The sequence below is a fragment of the Streptomyces sp. H39-C1 genome (genome assembly GCF_027158125.1).
Taxonomy (GTDB): Bacteria; Actinomycetota; Actinomycetes; order Streptomycetales; family Streptomycetaceae; genus Actinacidiphila; species Actinacidiphila fildesensis.
In genome coordinates, this window is record NZ_JAPVLS010000031.1 from 45435 (window position 1) to 64081 (window position 18647).

Here is an 18647-nt window from a genome sequence, read left to right on the forward strand (position 1 = left end):
GCCCCGTACCAAAGGATCGCACCCCTGCGACCCCTGCCTCGCGCGGCGGCCGTGGAAGAAGTTCTGGCGTGTGGCGCGGGAAGGCGGGATGCTGGGCTAGCCTGCGAAGTGCAAGGCAACATTTGTCATGTGGCAATGAAGATGGAAGAGCCTCGGGCACCCGCTCGACATGCGGTGACGACGTGATGGCGGGATGGGGACTGACATGGGCGACATGGTGGATGCGGACGCACGGGTGAAACCACCGCGCGGCCGGTCAGGCGGTGCGCAGAACCGCACGGACGACCGGGCCCCGGACCACACGGCGGACTCCGCCGACCGCGGCGGACCGGTCGGCGAGGCGGAGCTCCGGCGGCTGCTCGCCGGCCTCACCGCCGTCCGTGACGGCGACTTCGGTACCCGGCTGCCCGGTGACACGGCGCTGCTCGGCGAGATCGCCACCGTCTTCAACGGGATGGTCGACCAGCTGTCGCTCTTCACCTCCGAAGTGACCCGGGTGGCCCGCGAGGTCGGCAGCGACGGCCGGCTCGGCGGCCAGGCGGTCGTACCGGGCGTGTCCGGCACCTGGAAGGACCTCACCGACTCCGTCAACGTCATGGCGGGCAATCTCACCACCCAGGTCCGCTCGATCGCCCAGGTCTCGACGGCCGTCGCCAAGGGCGATCTGTCGCAGAAGATCAGTGTCGAGGCCAAGGGAGAGGTCGCCGCGCTCGCCGAGGCGATCAACACCATGGTCGGCACGCTGTCCGCCTTCGCCGACGAGGTGACCCGGGTCGCCCGCGAGGTCGGCACCGAGGGCATGCTCGGCGGACAGGCCAGGGTGCCGAACGTGGCCGGCACCTGGAAGGACCTGACCGACAACGTCAACTCCATGGCGAACAACCTCACGAGCCAGGTCCGCAACATCGCGCAGGTGACCACGGCCGTCGCCCGGGGCGACCTCACCCGCAAGATCGACGTGGACGCGCGCGGTGAGATCCTCGAGCTCAAGACCACGATCAACACGATGGTCGACCAGCTGTCGTCGTTCGCGGCCGAGGTCACCCGCGTCGCCCGCGAGGTGGGCAGCGAGGGCCGGCTCGGCGGCCAGGCCGAGGTCGAGGGCGTCTCGGGCACCTGGAAGCGGCTCACGGAGAACGTCAACGAGCTGGCCGGGAACCTCACGCGGCAGGTCCGCGCCATCGCCGAGGTCACCGGTGCCGTCGCGGAGGGCGACCTGACCCGGTCGATCTCGGTGGACGCCTCCGGCGAGGTCGCCGACCTCAAGGACAACATCAACTCGATGGTGGAGTCGCTGCGCGAGACGACCCGGGCCAACCAGGAGCAGGACTGGCTCAAGTCGAACCTCGCGCGGATCTCCGGCCTCATGCAGGGCCGCCGGGACCTGGGCGTCGTCGCCGAACTGATCATGGACGAGCTGACGCCGCTCGTCGCCGCGCAGTACGGCGCGTTCTACCTCGCCGAGGACGCCCCCGAGGGCACCGAGCTGCAGCTGATCTGCTCCTACGGCTATCCGTCCGGTACCGGATCGCAGGACCGGCCCAGCAGGTTCAAGCTCGGCCAGTCCCTCGTCGGACAGGCGGCCCGCAGCCGCCGCACCATCGCCGTCGACGACATCCCGGCCGGCTATGTGATCTCCTCCGGGCTCGGCCACACGCCGCCCGCCAGCCTGATCGTGCTGCCGATCGTCGTCGAGGGCCAGGTGCTGGGCGTCATCGAGCTCGCCTCGGTGCACCGCTTCACCCAGATCCACCGGGACTTCCTGGACCAGCTGATGGAGACCATCGGCGCCAACGTCAACACCATCGTGGCCAACGCCCGCACCGACGAGCTGCTCGGCGAGTCGCAGCGGCTCGCCGCCGAGTTGCAGGCCCGTTCCAGCGAACTGCAGGTCAGGCAGGAGGAGCTGCAGAGCTCCAATGCCGAACTGGAGGAGAAGGCGGCGCTGCTGGCGACCCAGAACCGCGACATCGAGACCAAGAACCTGGAGATCGAGCAGGCCCGCCAGGAGCTGGAGGAGCGCGCCCAGCAGCTCGCGCTCGCCTCCAAGTACAAGTCCGAGTTCCTCGCCAACATGAGCCACGAGCTGCGCACCCCGCTCAACAGCCTGCTGGTGCTGGCCCAGTTGCTCGCCCAGAACCCGCACCACAACCTCACGCCCAAGCAGGTCGAGTACGCCGGCGTCATCCACTCCGCCGGATCCGACCTCCTCCAGCTGATCAACGACATCCTCGACCTGTCCAAGGTCGAGGCGGGCCGGATGGACGTCGCCCCCGAATGGGTGCCGCTGCGCCAGCTCGTGGACTACGTGGAGTCCACCTTCCGTCCGCTGACCTCGCAGAAGGGCCTGGAGTTCCGGGTCGAGGTGGCGTCCGGTACGCCGATGGAGGTCCTCACCGACGACGCCCGGCTGCGGCAGGTGCTGGGCAATCTGATGTCCAATGCCGTGAAGTTCACCGAAGCGGGCGAGGTCGCGCTGCGCGTCTTCGTGGCCCCGCCCGGCGACCTCCCGGCGGCGGCGCTCTCCCAGGGGCCCATGCTGGCCCTGGAGGTCCGCGACACCGGGATCGGGATCGCGGAACAACAGCTCGAAGCGATCTTCGGGGCGTTCCAGCAGGCCGACGGCACCACCAGCCGCCGCTACGGCGGCACCGGCCTGGGCCTGTCCATCAGCCGGGAGATCGCCCAGTTGCTCGGTGGTTCCATCCAGGCGGCCAGCGTCCCCGGCGAGGGCAGCGTCTTCACCTTCCATCTGCCCGTCGCCCAGCCCGACTTCGCCGCGCTGCACGCGGCGGCGACCGGCGACGCGACAGCCGAACCGCTCGTCCTGTCGTCCCCGGAACCGGACCGGGAACGGGACCAGAACCGCAACCGCGGCCATGACCGCGAGGGGGAGCGGGAGACCGAGCGGCGCCGGCTGCTCGTCATCGAGGACCAGCCCCGCGGACTGCTCTCGCTCGTCGCCGAGAGCGTCGTCGCGGAACTCGACCACGGCCGCGGTCCGGCCGATCCGCGCGGCCGGGTCCGGCTGCGCAGCGCCGCGGGGGCGGCGGAGGCCGTGGAGGCGCTCGCCACCGAGCCGTACGACTGCGTGGTGCTCGGACTCGACGCGAACGGCGAGGCCGGTCTGCGCTCGCTCGACGCGATCATGAGCGAACCGGCGCTGCGCGAGGTACCGGTCCTCGTCCACCCCACCCGGCGGCTCGACCCCGAGCGGGAACGGCAGATCGCCGAGCGGGCCCGCACCCGTCCGCTGGAAGTGCTCTCAGGACTGGACGAACTGCGGGAGCGCATCGCCCGCCACCTGAAGTCCTACCGGCCGCGGGAGACCGCCCGCGGCGCCGCCGCCGTCGGACTCGACGGCCGGACGATCCTGGTCATCGACGACGACACCCGCAATGTCTTCGCGCTCACCAGCATGCTCGAACTCCACGGGGTCCGGGTCCTGCACGCGGAGGACGGTCGCAAGGGCATCGACGCCCTGGACCTGAACCCCGGCATCGACCTGATCCTGATGGATGTGATGATGCCGGAGATGGACGGGTACGCGGCCACCGCCGCGATCCGCGCGATGCCCCACTACGCCGATCTGCCGATCATCGCGGTGACCGCCAAGGCCATGCACGGGGACCGGGAGAAGAGCCTGGCCTCCGGCGCCAACGACTACGTCACCAAACCGGTGGACTCCGCAGCCCTGGTGGCCTGTATACGGCGCTGGCTGCGGTAGCGCAGCCGGCACCCGCCACCCACGCCACCCACCTCACCCGCACCACCTGGGCCGTCGACACCGCATCCGGCGGCGGACGCCCGGCCGGAACCGCTCTCCCGACCCGAAGGACCCGCGCCCGTGAACGACCCCACCCCCAAATCCGCGCCGGACACCGAGCGGCCGGTGCCCCCCGGACCGCTCGCGGGGACCGGCACGGGCGGGTCCGGTGTGGAACGGCTGGCGGCGGTCGTGGAACGGCTGCGCCGCAGGCTCGACGCGCAGGAGAGCGCGGCCGCCACGCAGGGGCTGCTCGACGTGGCGAAGGGCATCCTGGTCGAACGCGGCGTGGACGGACCCGCCGAGGCCGCCAGGCACCTGGAGGAACTCGCCGCCCGCGCCGGGCTGCCGACCGCCGAGCTGGCCGCCGACATCGTCAACGAAGCGGCGCACGACCCGTTGTCGCGGGCCGTCCCGGCACCGGACGACGGCGCCGACCGGGCGGCGCCTCCCGTTTCCGTCCGGCTGCGGATCGCGGAGGCCGGAGCGCTCAGCGGCACCGACGCGCAGACGGTCGCGCAGTCACTTCTCGTCCACGCGCTGGAGCCGCTGGGCGCCACCGCCGCCGCGGTGTGGCAGGCCGACCAGGACGGTTCGCTCACCCTCGCCGGCAGCGCGGGATTCCCCGCGGCGGAGGCCGTCCGCTGGCGCTACGTGCCGCCGCGCGTCGGGACGCTCGCCCAGCAGGCGCTGCTGTCGGGGCGGACGCTGTGGCACGGCGCCCCGCCGGCGTCGGCCGCGTCCATCGGCCTGTCCGGCAGCGGTGCCGGCGCCCGGGCGCTGATCCCCGCGCAGCGGGCCGGCCGCACGGTCGGCGTCCTGGAGGTGTGCTGGCCGGAGCCCGGCACACCGCTGCCGCGCGCCGTCCACCGCCAGCTCACCGCCCTTGCCGGACTGTGCGCCCACACGCTGGAGGGGACCGGCACCGCCGCACCCGGCGGCGAACCGGTCCGGGCCGACAGCGCCACCCGGCTCGGCGGCCTCGCCGAAGGTCTCCTGGACCCGGCGCTGGTCCTCCAACCGCTGCTGGACGACCAGGGTCAGGTCTGCGACTTCCGGATCACGTACACCAACGAGCACTTCACGGACTTCGCCGGCCGCCCGCGGGCCGACATCACCGGACGACCACTGCTGGAGGCCTACCCGCTCGCGGCCGCGGACGGCGGCCTGTACGAGCGGGCGCTGCGCGTCCACAGCACCGGCGAGCCGTTCCGCACCAAGCGGACGGTGCTGCCGGCCGCCGCCGAGAGCACGGCGCCGCACCCGACCGCCGCGCTGGGCATCGGACGGTACGGTGACGCCCTGCTGGTGAGCTGGCGCACCCACAACGAGGCGACCCGGCTGGCGGCACTGGTCGAGCACACCCAGCGCCTCGGCCGGATCGGCGGTTTCGAGGAGACCCCGGCCACCGGCGAGGTCATCTGGAACAGCCAGCTGTTCGACATCTACGGGCTGCCGCCGGACTCCGCGCCGATCCCGCTGGAACGGCTGCGCCACCACGCCCACCCCGACGACGCCGACATCATCGGAAGGTTTCTGCGGGAGGTGCTGCACCAGCGCGGTTCCGCGTCGACGGCCTTCCGGCTGCTGCGCCCCGACGGAGTCGTCCGGTACATCCGGGTGGTCGCGGAACCGGCGGCCGGCCCGGAAGGCGGCCCGATGACCGTGCACGGCGCCTACCAGGACGTCTCCGCGCAGCACTGGACGGAGGTCGCCCTGGCGGCCACCCGCAACCAGCTCGCCGACTCCGAGCAGCGGGCCGGCGAACGCGATCTGCTCGCCCTGCAGCTCCAGCGCGCCATCATGCCGGCGGCCCCCGCGCCCATCGACGCGTCCGGGCTGCAGGTCGCCGTCCGTTACCGGCCCGCGGAGAAGGGCCACCTGGTCGGCGGTGACTGGTACGACGCCGTCGTGCTGCCCAGCAAGCAGGTGCTGCTGGTGGTCGGTGACATCGCGGGGCACGGCATCGACGCCGCCACCGGCATGGTCGTGCTGCGCAACGCCCTGCGCGGTCTGGCCGCGACCGGTGCGGGACCCGGCCGGATGCTGGGCTGGCTCAACACCGTCGCCCACCGGCTCACCGAACACGTCACCGCCACCGTGGTCTGCGGGCTCTACGACCCGTCGACCCGGGTCGTCCGCTGGGCCCGGGCCGGGCACCCGCCGCCGGTCCTGGTCCGCGGCGCGCGGTCCACGGTGCTGCCGCTGCCCGCCGGCATCCTGCTCGGCGCCGTCGCCGAGGCGAGCTACGCGGAGGAGACGGTCGTCCTGGAGCCGGGTGACACCCTGCTGCTCTACACCGACGGGTTGTTGGAACGCCGGGACCGTACCGTCAACCAGTCCCTGGAGCAGCTGCTGCGCGATGCCGGGCCGCCCACCGGCGACCTGGAGGAGGACCTCGACCGGCTGCTCACCCACAGCAACTCCGACACCGACGACGACACCTGCATCATCGGATTCCGGCTGCGGTGAACGTCACTGCGGTGAACAGCCCACGCGCCGTGGACGGCGCTTACGCGATGTGCGCGGCGACCGTGTGCGCCGGGAGCGGGGACGCCTCGGAAGCGGCGGCGTCCCGGAACGCGCGCAACCCGCTCAGCAGGTCCGTCCGCGCGGCCGGCTCCATCGTGGCCAGCACCTGCGACAGCTGCTCGCGGCGGCGGGCCCGCAACTCGTCGAGGAACTTCACGCCGCGTCCGCTGAGCCGCAGCCGGACCTCGCGCCGGCTCGCCGGATTGGGATCGCGCTCCAGGTATCCGACGGCCTGCAGCCGGTCGCAGAGTCTGCTGACGGACGGCGGGGCCGAGCCCAGCGCCTCGGACAGGGTGCGGAGATTGATGCCCTCGTTGTCCGCGAGTATGAACAGCACACGCAGCTGCGAGGCGGACACCGGAGCCGCGGAATCGTCACGTCCACGGCCCCACAACACCTCGAGAAGCTCAGTGATCTCCGAGGCGGCGCCTGCCGCCTCCTCGAGGTGGGTTGCGGATCGGGAGGAGTGCATAGCCTTCACCTTCGCACTGTCCGACCCCAACTGTCAGCTTTCCGGCTCCCGCCGGTGAGTACCGCCCCAACGACCGAAGGCGTGGCCGGCCACCAGTGAACGCACTCCAGGACTCCGAGCGCGCCCTGCGCGACGCGACACCTCCCGCCCTGCTCGACGCCCTGCGGCCGGTCCTGGCCCGCTGCCACGACGCCCTGGACGCGGAGCTGTTGATGGCCGACTACGGCCTGGGCCACCTGCAGGCGATGACGGTCCCGCCGCACGGCGTACCGCCGCTGCCGGTGGACGGATCGGGCGCGGGCCGGGCCTTCGGCTCGCAGGAACCGTACGCCGAGCGGCGGGACGGCCGCAGTGTCCTGCACCTGCCGGTCACCGCGCGCGGTGACCGGCTCGGCGTGCTGAGTGTCATGTTCGCGCAGCCGCCGGACCCGGCCGCCACCGCGGAACTGCTGGAGATCGCCGGGCTGCTCGCCCGCGAGGTGGTGGTCGCCGAGCGCGACACCGACCTCTACGTCCAGGCGCGCCGGCTGGACCGGCTCACCCTCGCCGCCGAGATGCAGTGGCAGCTGCTGCCCGCCCGCTCCTGCACCCGTCCCGAGTTCGCCCTCGGAGCGCAGCTGGAGCCGGCGTACGACACCTTCGGGGACAACTTCGACTGGTCCGCCTCGCCCGACGCGCTCACCCTGTCGATCACCAACGGGATGGGCGACGGCATCAACGCCGCGCTGCTCACCAGCCTGGGTGTGGGCGCGCTGCGCAACGCCCGGCGCGCCGGACTCCCGCTGGCCGACCAGGCCGCGCTCGCCGACCAGGCGGTGTACGGCCAGCACCGCGGCACCTGGCACCTGGCGTGCCTGCTGCTGCGGTTCGAGCTGGCCACCGGTCTGGTGGAGATCATCGACGCGGGATCACCGAGGGCGTTCGTGCTGCGGGACGGAACGGTACGGCCCCTGACGTTCGACGCCCAGCTCCCGCTGGGCATGTTCGACGGCACCCACTACGAACCCGAGTCGATCCAGGCGCTGCCCGGCGACCGGCTGCTGTTCGTCAGCGACGGGGTGCACGCCGTCACCAATGCCGGCGGTGAGGCGTACGGCGACCGGGCACTGGCCCGCGCGCTGCTGGCCACTCGGCTCCTGCCCGCGGCCGATGTGCCGCGGGCCGTACTGAGGGAACTCACCACACACCGGGGCTCGTCCCAGGGCGACGACGACGCATTGGTCGTCTGCCTGGACTGGTTCGGCGCGCCCGCCTGACGGCCCGGGCCGTCAGGGCCGCGCCCGCGCCGGAACCCGCTCCGAACGCCTCCTCGGGCGGTCAGGCACGCGCGGCCAGGGCCGGCCGCTGAGCGGGCTACTGCCAGTAGGCCTCCAGCAGGCGCAGCCAGACCTCGCTGATCGTCGGGTAGGCGGGGACGGCGTGCCAGAGGCGGTCCATGGGGATCTCGCCCGCGACGGCCATGGTGGCGGACTGCAGCAGTTCGCTGACGCCGGGGCCGGTGAAGGTGGCGCCGATGAGGTGGCCGCGGTCCAGGTCGATGACGATGCGGGCCTGGCCGCGGTAGCCGTCCGCGTAGAGGGACGCGCCGGCGACCTGGCCGAGGTCGTGGTCGATGACACGGATCCGGCGCCCGGCGCGTTCGGCCTCCTGGGAGGTCAGGCCGACGGAGGCGATCTCGGGTTCGGTGAACACCACCTGCGGCACCGCCGCGACGTCGGCGGTCGCCGTGTGCGGGCCCCACGGTGAGGTGTCCAGCGGCCGGCCGGCCGCGAGGTCGCCGATGGCGGCGCCCGCGATCCGCGCCTGGTACTTGCCCTGGTGGGTCAGCAGCGCGCGGTGGTTGACGTCGCCGACCGCGTACAGCCAGCCGCCGTCGACGGCGGTGACCCGGCAGGAGTCGTCGACGTCCAGCCATGATCCATCGGTGAGCCCGACGGTCTCCAGGCCGAGTTCGTCCGTCCGCGGGGCGCGGCCGGTGGCGAAGAGGACCTCGTCCGCCTCGATCTCCTCCCCGCCCTCCAGGATCACCGTCACCGGTGCGGACGGCGACTCCCGGCGGACGGCCGCCACGTCGACTCCGGTGCGGACGACGGCTCCCGCCTCGGTGAGTGATGTCGCGACGGACTCGCCGGCGAACGGTTCCATCCTGGGCAGCAGTTGGGCGCCGCGCACCAGCAGGGTGACCTCGGAGCCCAGCGCCCGCCAGGCCGTTGCCATCTCGACGCCGACCACGCCGCCGCCCACCACGACCAGCCGGCCGGGCACGGCCGGCGAGGACGTGGCCTCCCGGCTCGTCCACGGGTGTGCCGCGTCGAGGCCGGGCAGCTCCGGCAGGACGGCGCGGCTGCCGGTGCAGACCGCGACCGCGTGCCGGGCGGTCAGCGTCCGCTCCGTTCCGTCGGGTGCGCGGACGACGACCTGGCGCGGCCCGTCGAGCCGCCCTTCGCCGCGTACCAGGTCGACATCGACGGATTTCAGCCAGGCGGCCTGTCCGTCGTCCTTCCAGTGTGAGGCGAAACTGTCGCGCCGGGCCAGCACCGCGGCGGCGTCGAGACCGCCGCTCACCGCTTCGCGGGAACCGGCGACGCCGCGGGCGCCCGCCAGCGCGGCCACCGGGCGCAGCAGCGCCTTGCTGGGCATGCAGGCCCAGTAGGAGCATTCGCCGCCGATGAGTTCGCTCTCCACGACGACGGTGGTGAGGCCCGCGGCGCGGGTGCGGTCCGCGAGGTTCTCGCCCACCGGGCCCGCGCCGATCACGATGACGTCGTACCTCGTGGTCCCGGATGACTGAGGGGAAGGGCTCATGAGAGGGCCTGTCTGCAGGGGGTGGGCGTCCAGAAGTCATCTTCACCCAACGGCCCGGGTACGGCCACCACCTGTCGCGCGGGCGCGGCGGCAGCGGAAAGGCCGTGGTGGGGAGAGTTCCATTTGATTGGTCCAGACCCTTGACGCGACCATGATCACGCGAGTTCAATCACCACTTGAACTAAGTGGTGATAAAAGAAGCCGCGCTTCCGCAACTTCCTTACGCGGCCTTCTCCGGCGGCCGCCGCCGACCCCCCCACCAGATCACCGGCGGCTCGTCCCACCACAGCTGATGCACGGCCGCGCACCGGCCGTGCACCGGTCGCACCACCGGCCACGACACGCCCGGAGCCGCACCACACCGGGGCGTGCCGCGGCCTGCGCACCACCGGTCAGGACTCCGCCACCCCTGGGGCGGCGGGCACCCCCACGCGCTTCCCGGCGCACGTTCCGAAGGACAGCCATGCCCTGGTCACGCCTGAAGAAAACCCTGGTCGCCGCAGCGATCCCGATCATGTCCGGGGGGGCTGCTGCTCGGCAGCAGCCCGGCCGCGAACGCCGCCGCCAACCCCGGACCCGGATTCCCCGCGCACTACGCGGCTCCTTACGTCGAGACCTGGAACTCGCCCTCGGCGATGGCCAGTGCGCAGGCCGCCACCGGTCTCAAGTACTTCACGCTCGCCTTCGTCATCGGCGGCGGGTGCAACGCGACGTTCAACGGCAACACCGATATCGGTGACGCCGGTTGGACCAACGCGATCAACAGCCTGCGCGCCTCCGGCGGCGATGTCATCGCCTCCTTCGGCGGCGCCGCCGGAACCGAACTCGGCCAGGCGTGTACGTCGGTCTCCACGCTGCAGGCGCAGTACAAGCGCGTCGTCGACACCCTCAACCTGACCCGGATCGACCTGGACATCGAAGGCGGGGCGCTCAACGACACCGCCGCCAACGACCGCCGCAACCAGGCGCTCGCCGCGCTGCAGCAGCAGTACGCGGCGGCCGGCCGCACCCTCGCCGTCGACTACACACTCCCGGTCAACCCGACCGGGCTGGAGTCGAACTCCATCAGCCTGCTGAACAACGCGAAGAGCCGCGGCCTCAACGTCAGCGTCGTCAACATCATGACGATGGACTACGGGCCCTCGATGGACATGGGCCAGGCCGCCATCAACGCCGCCACCGCCCTGCACGGCCAACTCGGCCAGATCTGGAACACCAAGACCTCCGACCAGCTGTGGGCCATGGAGGGCAACACCCCCATGATCGGGGTGAACGACTCGACCAACGAGGTCTTCACCACCGCCAACGCCACCTCGCTGGAGACCTTCGCCGCAAGCCACGGCATCCAGGAGCTGTCCTTCTGGGCACTGGGCCGTGACAAGGCCTGTGCCAGCAACGGCACCCTGTCCGACAGCTGCAGCGGCACCTCGCAGAGCCCGTACCAGTTCGCCCGCACCTTCAACGCGATCACCGGCAACAACGGTGGCGGCGGGACCGAGCCCACCGGGCGGATCACCGGCATCGCCGGCAAGTGCGTCGACGTGGCGGCCGCGAGTTCGGCCAACGGCACCGCCGTACAGCTCTACGACTGCAACGGCACCGGCGCCCAGAACTGGACCGTCTCAGCTGACGGCTCCCTGAAGGCGCTGGGCAAGTGCATGGACGCCACCGGCCAGGGCACCGCCAACGGCACGAAGATCCAGCTGTGGGACTGCTCCGGCGGCGGTGCCCAGAAGTGGACCCGCTCCGGCAACACGCTGGTGAACCCCGCCTCGGGCCGCTGCCTCGACGCCACCGGGCAGAGCTCGGCCAACGGCACGCGCCTCCAGCTGTGGGACTGCGCGGGGTCGGCCAATCAGCAGTGGGTGCTCCCCAGCTGATGACCGCCGCACCCCACAACGACAGGAGTACTCCGTGACCGCACGACACTCGAACCATCCGCTCACCGCCCGAAGAGCGGCACCCCTGGCGCTGGCGTTCGTCGTCCTCGCCCTGACCTGTTGGACGCTCCTGGCGCCGGCCGGCAAGGCGTCGGCGGCGGCCCTGCCCACCGGGCCGGTCATCGTCGCCAACAAGAACAGCGGCCTGTGCGCGGACGCCCGCGCCGCCTCGACGGCCAACGGCACCGCCGTGCAGCAGTACACCTGCAACGGCACCGCCGCGCAGCAGTGGCAGTTCCAGGCCACCAGTGACGGCTACGTCCGGGTCAACAGCCAGGGCAACGCCGCCCAGGTGTGGGACGTCGCCGATGTCTCCACCGCCGACGGCGGCCTGATCCACCTGTGGACCTACGGCGGCGGCAACAACCAGCAGTGGCTGCCGGTCGAGGAGACCGGCGGCTCGTACCACTTCGTCAGCCGCAACAGCGGCAAGTGCCTGGATGTGCCGAGCGCCTCGACCGCCAACAGCGTCCAGCTGCAGCAGTGGGCCTGCAACGGCACCACGGCCCAGTCCTTCCAGGTGACCCCGGTGACCGGCACCCCGCCGGACAACCCGCCCGGCACCCCCGACCTGGGCCCGAACGTCTCCGTCTTCGACCCGTCGATGTCCGCGTCGACGATCCAGAGCCGGCTGAACACCGTCTTCAGCCAGCAGGAGACCAACCAGTTCGGCGCCAACCGCTTCGCGCTGCTGTTCAAGCCGGGCACCTACAACGCCGACGTCAACGTCGGCTTCTACACGCAGGTTGCCGGTCTCGGCCTGTCGCCCGACGCGGTCACCATCAACGGCGGTGTGCACGCGGAAGCCGACTGGTTCCAGGGCAACGCCACCCAGAACTTCTGGCGCTCCGCCGAGAACCTCTCCGTCAACCCCACCTCGGGCACCGACCGGTGGGCCGTCTCGCAGGCCGCGCCGTACCGGCGTATGCATGTGCGCGGCAATCTCGCACTGGACGACGGCGGCTGGTCCAGCGGCGGCTTCATGGCCGACTCCAAGGTCGACGGCCAGGTGCGCTCCGGTTCGCAGCAGCAGTGGCTGTCACGGAACAGCCAGTGGGGCAGCTGGACCGGATCCAACTGGAACATGGTCTTCGTGGGCGACACCAACGCGCCCGCCAACACCTTCCCCAACCCGCCCTACACCACCGTGAACCAGACCCCGGTCACGCGGGAGAAGCCGTTCCTCTACATCGACGCGTCGGGCGCCTACCAGGTGTTCGTCCCCGCGCTGCGGTCGAACTCGCAGGGCACCACGTGGGCCAACGGCACGGCCGCCGGCTCCTCGCTGCCCATCAGCCAGTTCTTCATCGTCAAGCAGGGCGCGACCTCGGCCGACATCAACGGGGCCCTCGCGCAGGGCAAGGACCTGCTCTTCACCCCGGGCGTCTACCACCTCAACGACGCGATCAGGGTGACCCGTCCTGACACCGTCGTCCTCGGCCTGGGCCTCGCCACGCTCGTCCCGGACAACGGCGTGACCGCGATGTCGGTCGCGGACGTCGACGGGGTGAAGATGGCCGGACTGCTGATCGACGCCGGTTCGGTGAACTCCGCGACGCTCATGCAGGTCGGCCCGGCCGGCTCGAGCCAGAGCCACTCGGCCGACCCGACCTCCCTGCACGACGTGTTCTTCCGCATCGGCGGCGCGGGCGTCGGGAAGGCCACCCAGAGCCTGGTGGTCAACAGCTCCAACGTCATCGGCGACCACATGTGGCTGTGGCGGGCCGACCACGGCAGCGGCGTCGGATGGACGTCCAACACCGCGGCCACCGGCCTGGTGGTGAACGGCAACAACGTCACGATGTACGGGCTGTTCGTCGAGCACTACCAGCAGTACCAGACCATCTGGAACGGCAACGGCGGCCGCACGTACTTCTACCAGAACGAACTTCCCTACGATCCGCCCAACCAGGCGGCCTGGATGAACGGCGGCACCAGAGGCTACGCCGCCTACAAGGTCGCGGACTCGGTCACCAGCCATGAGGCATGGGGCTTCGGCAGCTACTGCTACTTCAGCAGCAATCCCGCGGTCGTCGAGGAACACTCTTTCGAAGTGCCGAACACCTCGGGTGTGAAGTTCCACAACATGGTGACCGTCTCCCTAGGCGGCACCGGAACCATCAACCACGTCATCAACTCCACCGGCGGCCCGTCCAACTCGGGCAGCAACGTCGCCGACCTCGTCAGCTACCCGTAAGCCCACGATGCCGCGCCCGGCCGCTGTGACCAGCGGCCGGGCGCGGCATCCGTGCGTAGCGGCGGCTACCGGTTCGCGGGGACTACCGGTTCGCGGGGACGGTGGCGGTGGCGGTGTTCCAGCCCGAGACCCGCACGCGGGGCGCCGAGCCGTGCAGGTCCGCGGTCCGGTACGAGGCGGTGAGCGTCACCGACTCGCCGGGCCAGAGACTCACCTCGTTGTCGGACCAGGTCACCGGCAGCACCGGGGCGCCGGCGCCGTCCACCAGATGGACGTCGGTCAGCAGCGCGGGCGCCTTGCCCGTGCCCGTGTTGCTGAGGGTGACCGCGGTCGTGGACGTACCGTCGCTTCCTGCGGTGGTCCGTGCCGTCGCGGTGACGGTGGCCGGGGCCAGGGAGCTGAGTCCCTTGAGGTCGGCGTAGGCGGTCGTGGGGGTATAGTACCAGTCGGTGTTGTTCCAGTCCAGGACGTCCTGCCGGGTGGAGAGCCAGTACACGTTGCGGCTGACCTCGGCGCCCGAGGAGTCCGTCAGCACCAGCTTGGCCAGATAGGTGGTGGACAGCCCGCTGACCGTGGCCGGCACGGTGAGTGCGGTGGTCTTGGCGCCGTCGCCGCCGACGGTCAGTCCGGTACTGGTCCTGTCGTACTTCATGGTCCCGTCGGTGTTGTACAGGCTCACCCGGGCGGTCAGTCCGGACGCGGGCGCGTGCCGGTTGTTGACCAGGACCACCGAGCGGGAGTCGTACGAGTACTGGACGTGCAGCGGTTCGTTGGCCTTCTTGGCGCCGAAGTAGGCGCCGCCCTGGTCGAGATAGCGGTCGACGAGCTGCCAGTGCAGTGAGGTCCAGCCGCTGTTGAACATCCAGTAGATGACTCCGGTGGCCGGCTGGGAGCTGTCGGAGGCGTTGCGGCCGTAGGACTCGAACTGGGCGCGTACGGCCTCGTACTGGGCCAGCTGCGCCTTGCGGACGTAGTCGTCCAGGCCGGTCGGCTTGCCGTAGCGGCCGGTCAGCGCGTTGCCAAAGAGCTTGAGGTCCTTGAAGGTCGACGAGGGCGAGCGGTGGTACTGCGGGGCGGTGGGGTCCTTCCAGAGGGTTTCGAGTTCGGCGGGGGACAGCGTGCGGCGCAGTGTGTCCATGGTGGGGATGTCGGGACCGGCGCTGGTCTCGGAGTTGAAGCCGGTGGCGCCGCCCTCACGTTTGGCGTACCAGTAGTTGGGCGGCACCCAGTCGTAGGGCCCGCTCATCTTCATGCCGGACGGACCCGACAGCGGCGCGGAGTTGGCGGAGGCGGCCGCGACCACGGGTGTCGGCCAGTCGGCGGCCTTCAGAGCGTCGACGTACCCCTTCTCGATGGTGGCGTCCGGGGCGAAGTCGCTGCCGATGAGGAACGAGATGACGCTGGGGTGGTCGCGCAGCCGGGCGGCCTCACCGGCCATGGACGCCTTGGCGACGGGGTAGTCGGCCGCGGTCCACTTGTCGCCGGGCTCGCCGCCGTTGACGTTGCCCTCCCACTTGTCGCAGCACTCCCAGCCGGGCATCGTCAGGATGCCGTACCGGTCGGCGAGGTCTAAGAACTCGTCCGGTTCGATATGGCCTTCGAGCCGGATGGTGTTGAGGCCCAGATCCAGCGCGTACCGCAGCCGGTCCTCGGTGTACGTGCGGTCCCAGCGCAGGAACACGTCGGGTGACCAGCCGCCGCCCTTGATGAGCAGCTTGCGGCCGTTGACGGAGTACTGGCGCGCGCCGTTGCCGTCCACCGGTGCCTTGACGTCCCGGATGCCGAAGCGCTCCTGGGCGCTGTCCGAGGCGGTGCCCGAGACGGTGGCGGTCAGCTGCAGGTCGTACATCGCCTGGGCGCCCAGGCCGGCCGGCCACCACACCGCCGGCTGGTTCAGCCGCAGTTGGGGGTAGCCGGACGGCGCGAAGGCGACGGCTTTCGTCTGGTGTGCCGCGAGGCTGACGTTCTGGCTGAAGGTGATGGCGCCGATCGTGCCGGACACGGTCGTGGTGACCGGGTCCGCCGAGTCGTTGCGGACCTGTGCCTTCACGGTCAGGTCGGCCGAGCCGAGGGACGGCAGCGCCAGCGCGGTGACCACATGCGCGTCCCGCAGCGCCACCGGTCCGCCGCGGCGCACCAGGACGTCCCGGACCAGGCCCATGTTCTCGTCGGGCGGCGGCTGGAGCCAGTCGATCCACCCCATGGTCAGGTTCTTCCGCGGATCGTTCGGCTGGACGAGGAAGGCGACGGTGTTGGTACCCGCCGTGACCTGCGCGGTGACATCCAGCTCATGCCGGGTGTAGGCGCCCGACACCGCGTCCTTGGTGGCGATCCGGACGCCGTTGACGTACACGTCGGCGGCGGAGACGACGCCGCTGAAGTCGAGATAGGTGCGCGCGGACGTGTCGCTGACGGTGAAGTCGGAGCGGTACCACCACGGGACGGCGAAGTCCGCGGTGGGGATCTTCTTGAGGTTCTGCGAGTAGAACGGGTCCGCGTAGCGGCCGGTGGCGAGCAGTGCCGCGAGCACGGTGGAGCGCGGACCGGCCGGGAACCAGCCGGCGGCCGGGTAGCCGGGCGTGGAGACCGCGGTGGGGGGGTCGGCGACCTTGGCGGACGACTGGATGGCGTAGCCGGTGAGGGCGGTCGCCGAGCCCGGCCCCGACGCGGTCGCGGTGACCGGTGCCGCCGGGCGGGCGGCGGCGGGGGACGGGGGAGCTGCGTTGGCGGGGAGGACGAGGGCGAGGGCGAGACCGAGGACGGCGAGTGCCGCCGCGGTGGCCTGCCGTCGATGGTGTGGTGCCGGACGGAGGAACACGCTGGATCTCCCAGTGGCTCGTGGGGGGTTCGCGCCTGGGCAGGGGTGCCGAGTTTTAAGTTAAGGAACTTTACCAATGCGGTTCCCCTGAATTTAAGGAGCCGGGCAGGCCGTGTCAACGGCGCCTGGGAGACATGCGCGTGCCGACGCGGTCCCGCGGTGGCGGGACGGCGCCGGCACGAAGGGGTGTCGGTCCGCGGCGGACGGGTGTCAGTCGGTGTCGGGCCCCTGTGCGCGCACCTGCTCGACGTGCTCCAGGGAGCCGCGCAGGTCGCCGAGCCACTCGTCGGCGTTGCGCTGGACCAGCCGTACGCACCAGGCCAGCGCGTCGCTGCGGCTGCGGGCCACGCCCCCGGCGATCAGCGTGTCGAGCACCTGGCGCTCGGGCTGGCGCAGCCGCGTCATGACCGGCGCGGCGACCGTGGTGTACCAGCTGCGGGTGTCCGCGCACTGCACACCCCACGACACCTTGCGCCCGTACTTCTCCTCGGCCTCCCGGGCCACCTCCATGCGGGCGCCGCGGGTGCGCCCGCGGAACTCCGCGATGCGTCCCTCCTGGGCCGCGTCCCGCTCCGCCTGTGAGACGCCGGCGGCCAGTTCGGGCTCGGGGATCCGGCCGACGACGGTGATCTCCTCCCGGTCGACGGTGACGTCCAGGAGCTCGGTGAACAGTCCTTCCGGCAGGCGCCCGGCGAACCAGCCGCGTACCGCTTCACGATCCTTCGCTGTAATCATGTAATCAAAATTACTCCTCCGGATCGGAGGGGCAAGCGATTTTCGCTGTTTACTTCGACTGGACGGGTAGGCAGGGACGGACGGGCTGGTCGGCGGCGACGACAGGGAGACCGATGGACGGCGGACGCGGGCTGGACCGGACGGGCACCCGGAGCGTGAAGTGGCTGACCGCGGGCGTGGAGCAGGACGCCGGGCGGATCCCGCTGGGCGTGGCCGATATGGACCTGCCGGGATTTCCGGCCCTCTACACGGCGCTCCGGGACCGGCTGGACCATCGCGCGCTGGGGTACACCCGGGCCGATCCCGCCGCCCGGGAGCTGGTCGCACGCTGGTACGCCCGCCGCCACGCGGCCGCGATCGACCCCGACTGGGTGGTGCTGCTGCCGTTCGGTCCCCGCACCGCGGTACGCGTGCTGCTCGACGCGGCCGCGGCCGGCCCGGCGCCGCGCGGCCCGGTGCTGACGCCGACGCCCGAGTACGGCGGCTTCTCGGCCGTCGCCGGTGCCGCGGGCCGGTCCGTACGGGAGATCCCGTTCGACCGGACGGGCGGCGGATACCGGCTGGCCGTGGACGGGTTCGCCGACGCGTGCCGCCGGGAACCGGGCGCCGTGGTGGCGCTGAGCAGCCCGCACAATCCCACCGGTCGGGTCTGGGACGCCGCGGAACTGCATGCGCTCGCCGCGGCGGCGGCCGACTGCGGTGGGCTGCTGATCAGCGACGAGGTGCACTGCGAGATCGTGCATCCCGGGCACCGGCACATCACCGCCGTCCACGCCGCCGGGGAGTTCGCGCGGCACACCGTCGTCGTCCACTCGGTGGGCAAGGCGTTCAACGTCAGCGGCCTGGCGGACGCGTTCCTCCTCGTGCCCGACGCCGACCTGCGGCGACGTGTCGTCGCCACGCTGGAGGGATGGGGCTTCTTCGAGGGCGGCCGACTGCTCGGGGCGCTCGCCCAGGAGGTCGCGCTGGAACACGGCGAGCCGTGGCTGCGTTCACTCACTGCCGGGCTGACGGACCGGCGGGACCTGATCGTCACCCGGTTGGCGGACGCGGTTCCCGGAGCGGTCGCATGCGTGCCGGAGGCGTCCTTCCTGCTGTGGCTGCGCGGAGCGGCTTTCGGCGGCGCCCTGCCGCAGGGTGTCGCGCCGCATGCCGGGATCCGCGAGGTGCTGCTGGCCGCGTGCGGGGTGGAGTTGACGGACGGCGCCACGTTCGGGGCGGCGGGGGAGGGCTACGCACGCCTGAACTTCGCGCTGCCGGAGCCGGCGCTCGCCGAGGCGGCCGACCGGATCGCCCGTTTCGCCGAAAAGCGGCCGGGAATGCGGTCGGGGGACCGGTGACGCATGCGGGGGGCATGTGACGCAAGAGAACACCGGCCAAAA

The 18647-nt window shown here is 71.6% G+C and carries 10 protein-coding genes; 6 read left to right on the forward strand and 4 right to left on the reverse strand.

What is annotated here, in order from left to right; translation table 11 throughout:
* Nucleotides 1-205 precede the first annotated feature (205 nt).
* Together O3W51_RS21350 and O3W51_RS21355 are read left to right on the forward strand one after the other, a co-directional pair.
* Nucleotides 206-3727 (forward strand): HAMP domain-containing protein, encoded by a 3522-nt coding sequence (locus O3W51_RS21350; protein ID WP_232486185.1) that lies wholly within the window; start codon nucleotides 206-208, stop codon nucleotides 3725-3727.
* Nucleotides 3728-3847: 120 nt separating this feature from the next.
* On the forward strand, nucleotides 3848-6238 hold the full coding sequence (locus tag O3W51_RS21355; RefSeq protein ID WP_269287157.1) for a SpoIIE family protein phosphatase: 2391 nt from the start codon (nucleotides 3848-3850) through the stop codon (nucleotides 6236-6238).
* Nucleotides 6239-6278: 40 nt separating this feature from the next.
* On the opposite strand, the gene O3W51_RS21360 is transcribed toward O3W51_RS21355, so the two are convergent.
* Nucleotides 6279-6770 carry a MarR family winged helix-turn-helix transcriptional regulator gene (locus O3W51_RS21360; RefSeq protein ID WP_138353401.1) on the reverse strand — a complete coding sequence of 164 codons (492 nt, stop codon included), beginning with the start codon at nucleotides 6768-6770 and terminating at the stop codon, nucleotides 6279-6281.
* A 95-nt stretch (nucleotides 6771-6865) separates the two neighbouring features.
* Between O3W51_RS21360 and O3W51_RS21365 the strand changes: the two genes are divergently transcribed.
* Entirely contained in the window at nucleotides 6866-8026 is a 1161-nt protein-coding gene (locus O3W51_RS21365; protein WP_138353402.1) for a PP2C family protein-serine/threonine phosphatase, read from the forward strand.
* Nucleotides 8027-8123: 97 nt separating this feature from the next.
* Here O3W51_RS21365 and O3W51_RS21370 read toward each other — a convergent pair whose 3' ends face one another.
* Nucleotides 8124-9575 carry a dihydrolipoyl dehydrogenase family protein gene (locus O3W51_RS21370; protein WP_269287159.1) on the reverse strand — a complete coding sequence of 484 codons (1452 nt, stop codon included), beginning with the start codon at nucleotides 9573-9575 and terminating at the stop codon, nucleotides 8124-8126.
* Nucleotides 9576-10210: 635 nt separating this feature from the next.
* Between O3W51_RS21370 and O3W51_RS21375 the strand changes: the two genes are divergently transcribed.
* The gene (locus O3W51_RS21375; protein ID WP_232486186.1) at nucleotides 10211-11455 is read left to right on the forward strand and encodes a ricin-type beta-trefoil lectin domain protein; all 1245 of its coding nucleotides are present in this window, start codon (nucleotides 10211-10213) and stop codon (nucleotides 11453-11455) included.
* Nucleotides 11456-11489: 34 nt separating this feature from the next.
* Entirely contained in the window at nucleotides 11490-13712 is a 2223-nt protein-coding gene (locus O3W51_RS21380; protein WP_443048314.1) for an RICIN domain-containing protein, read from the forward strand.
* An 82-nt stretch (nucleotides 13713-13794) separates the two neighbouring features.
* Here O3W51_RS21380 and O3W51_RS21385 read toward each other — a convergent pair whose 3' ends face one another.
* Together O3W51_RS21385 and O3W51_RS21390 are read right to left on the reverse strand one after the other, a co-directional pair.
* Nucleotides 13795-16530, reverse strand: coding sequence for a glycoside hydrolase family 2 protein (locus O3W51_RS21385; RefSeq protein ID WP_269287162.1), 2736 nt, complete (start codon nucleotides 16528-16530; stop codon nucleotides 13795-13797).
* A gap of 210 nt (nucleotides 16531-16740) precedes the next feature.
* Nucleotides 16741-17265: a hypothetical protein gene (locus O3W51_RS21390; RefSeq protein WP_138353405.1), complete on the reverse strand. Its 525-nt coding sequence runs from the start codon at nucleotides 17263-17265 to the stop codon at nucleotides 16741-16743.
* A 113-nt stretch (nucleotides 17266-17378) separates the two neighbouring features.
* Here O3W51_RS21390 and O3W51_RS21395 point away from each other — a divergent pair, with 113 nt between their 5' ends.
* Nucleotides 17379-18605: an aminotransferase class I/II-fold pyridoxal phosphate-dependent enzyme gene (locus tag O3W51_RS21395; RefSeq protein WP_138353406.1), complete on the forward strand. Its 1227-nt coding sequence runs from the start codon at nucleotides 17379-17381 to the stop codon at nucleotides 18603-18605.
* Nucleotides 18606-18647 lie beyond the last annotated feature (42 nt).

Bases quoted from the DNA above. Each gene is read 5' to 3' on its own strand.
- O3W51_RS21395 (WP_138353406.1), top strand. From the start codon at position 17,379: ATGGACGGCGGACGCGGGCTGGACCGGACGGGCACCCGGAGCGTGAAG.
- O3W51_RS21375 (WP_232486186.1), top strand. From the start codon at position 10,211: ATGGCCAGTGCGCAGGCCGCCACCGGTCTCAAGTACTTCACGCTCGCC.
- O3W51_RS21350 (WP_232486185.1), top strand. From the start codon at position 206: ATGGGCGACATGGTGGATGCGGACGCACGGGTGAAACCACCGCGCGGC.
- O3W51_RS21370 (WP_269287159.1), bottom strand. From the start codon at position 9,575: ATGAGCCCTTCCCCTCAGTCATCCGGGACCACGAGGTACGACGTCATC.
- O3W51_RS21360 (WP_138353401.1), bottom strand. From the start codon at position 6,770: ATGCACTCCTCCCGATCCGCAACCCACCTCGAGGAGGCGGCAGGCGCC.
- O3W51_RS21390 (WP_138353405.1), bottom strand. From the start codon at position 17,265: ATGATTACAGCGAAGGATCGTGAAGCGGTACGCGGCTGGTTCGCCGGG.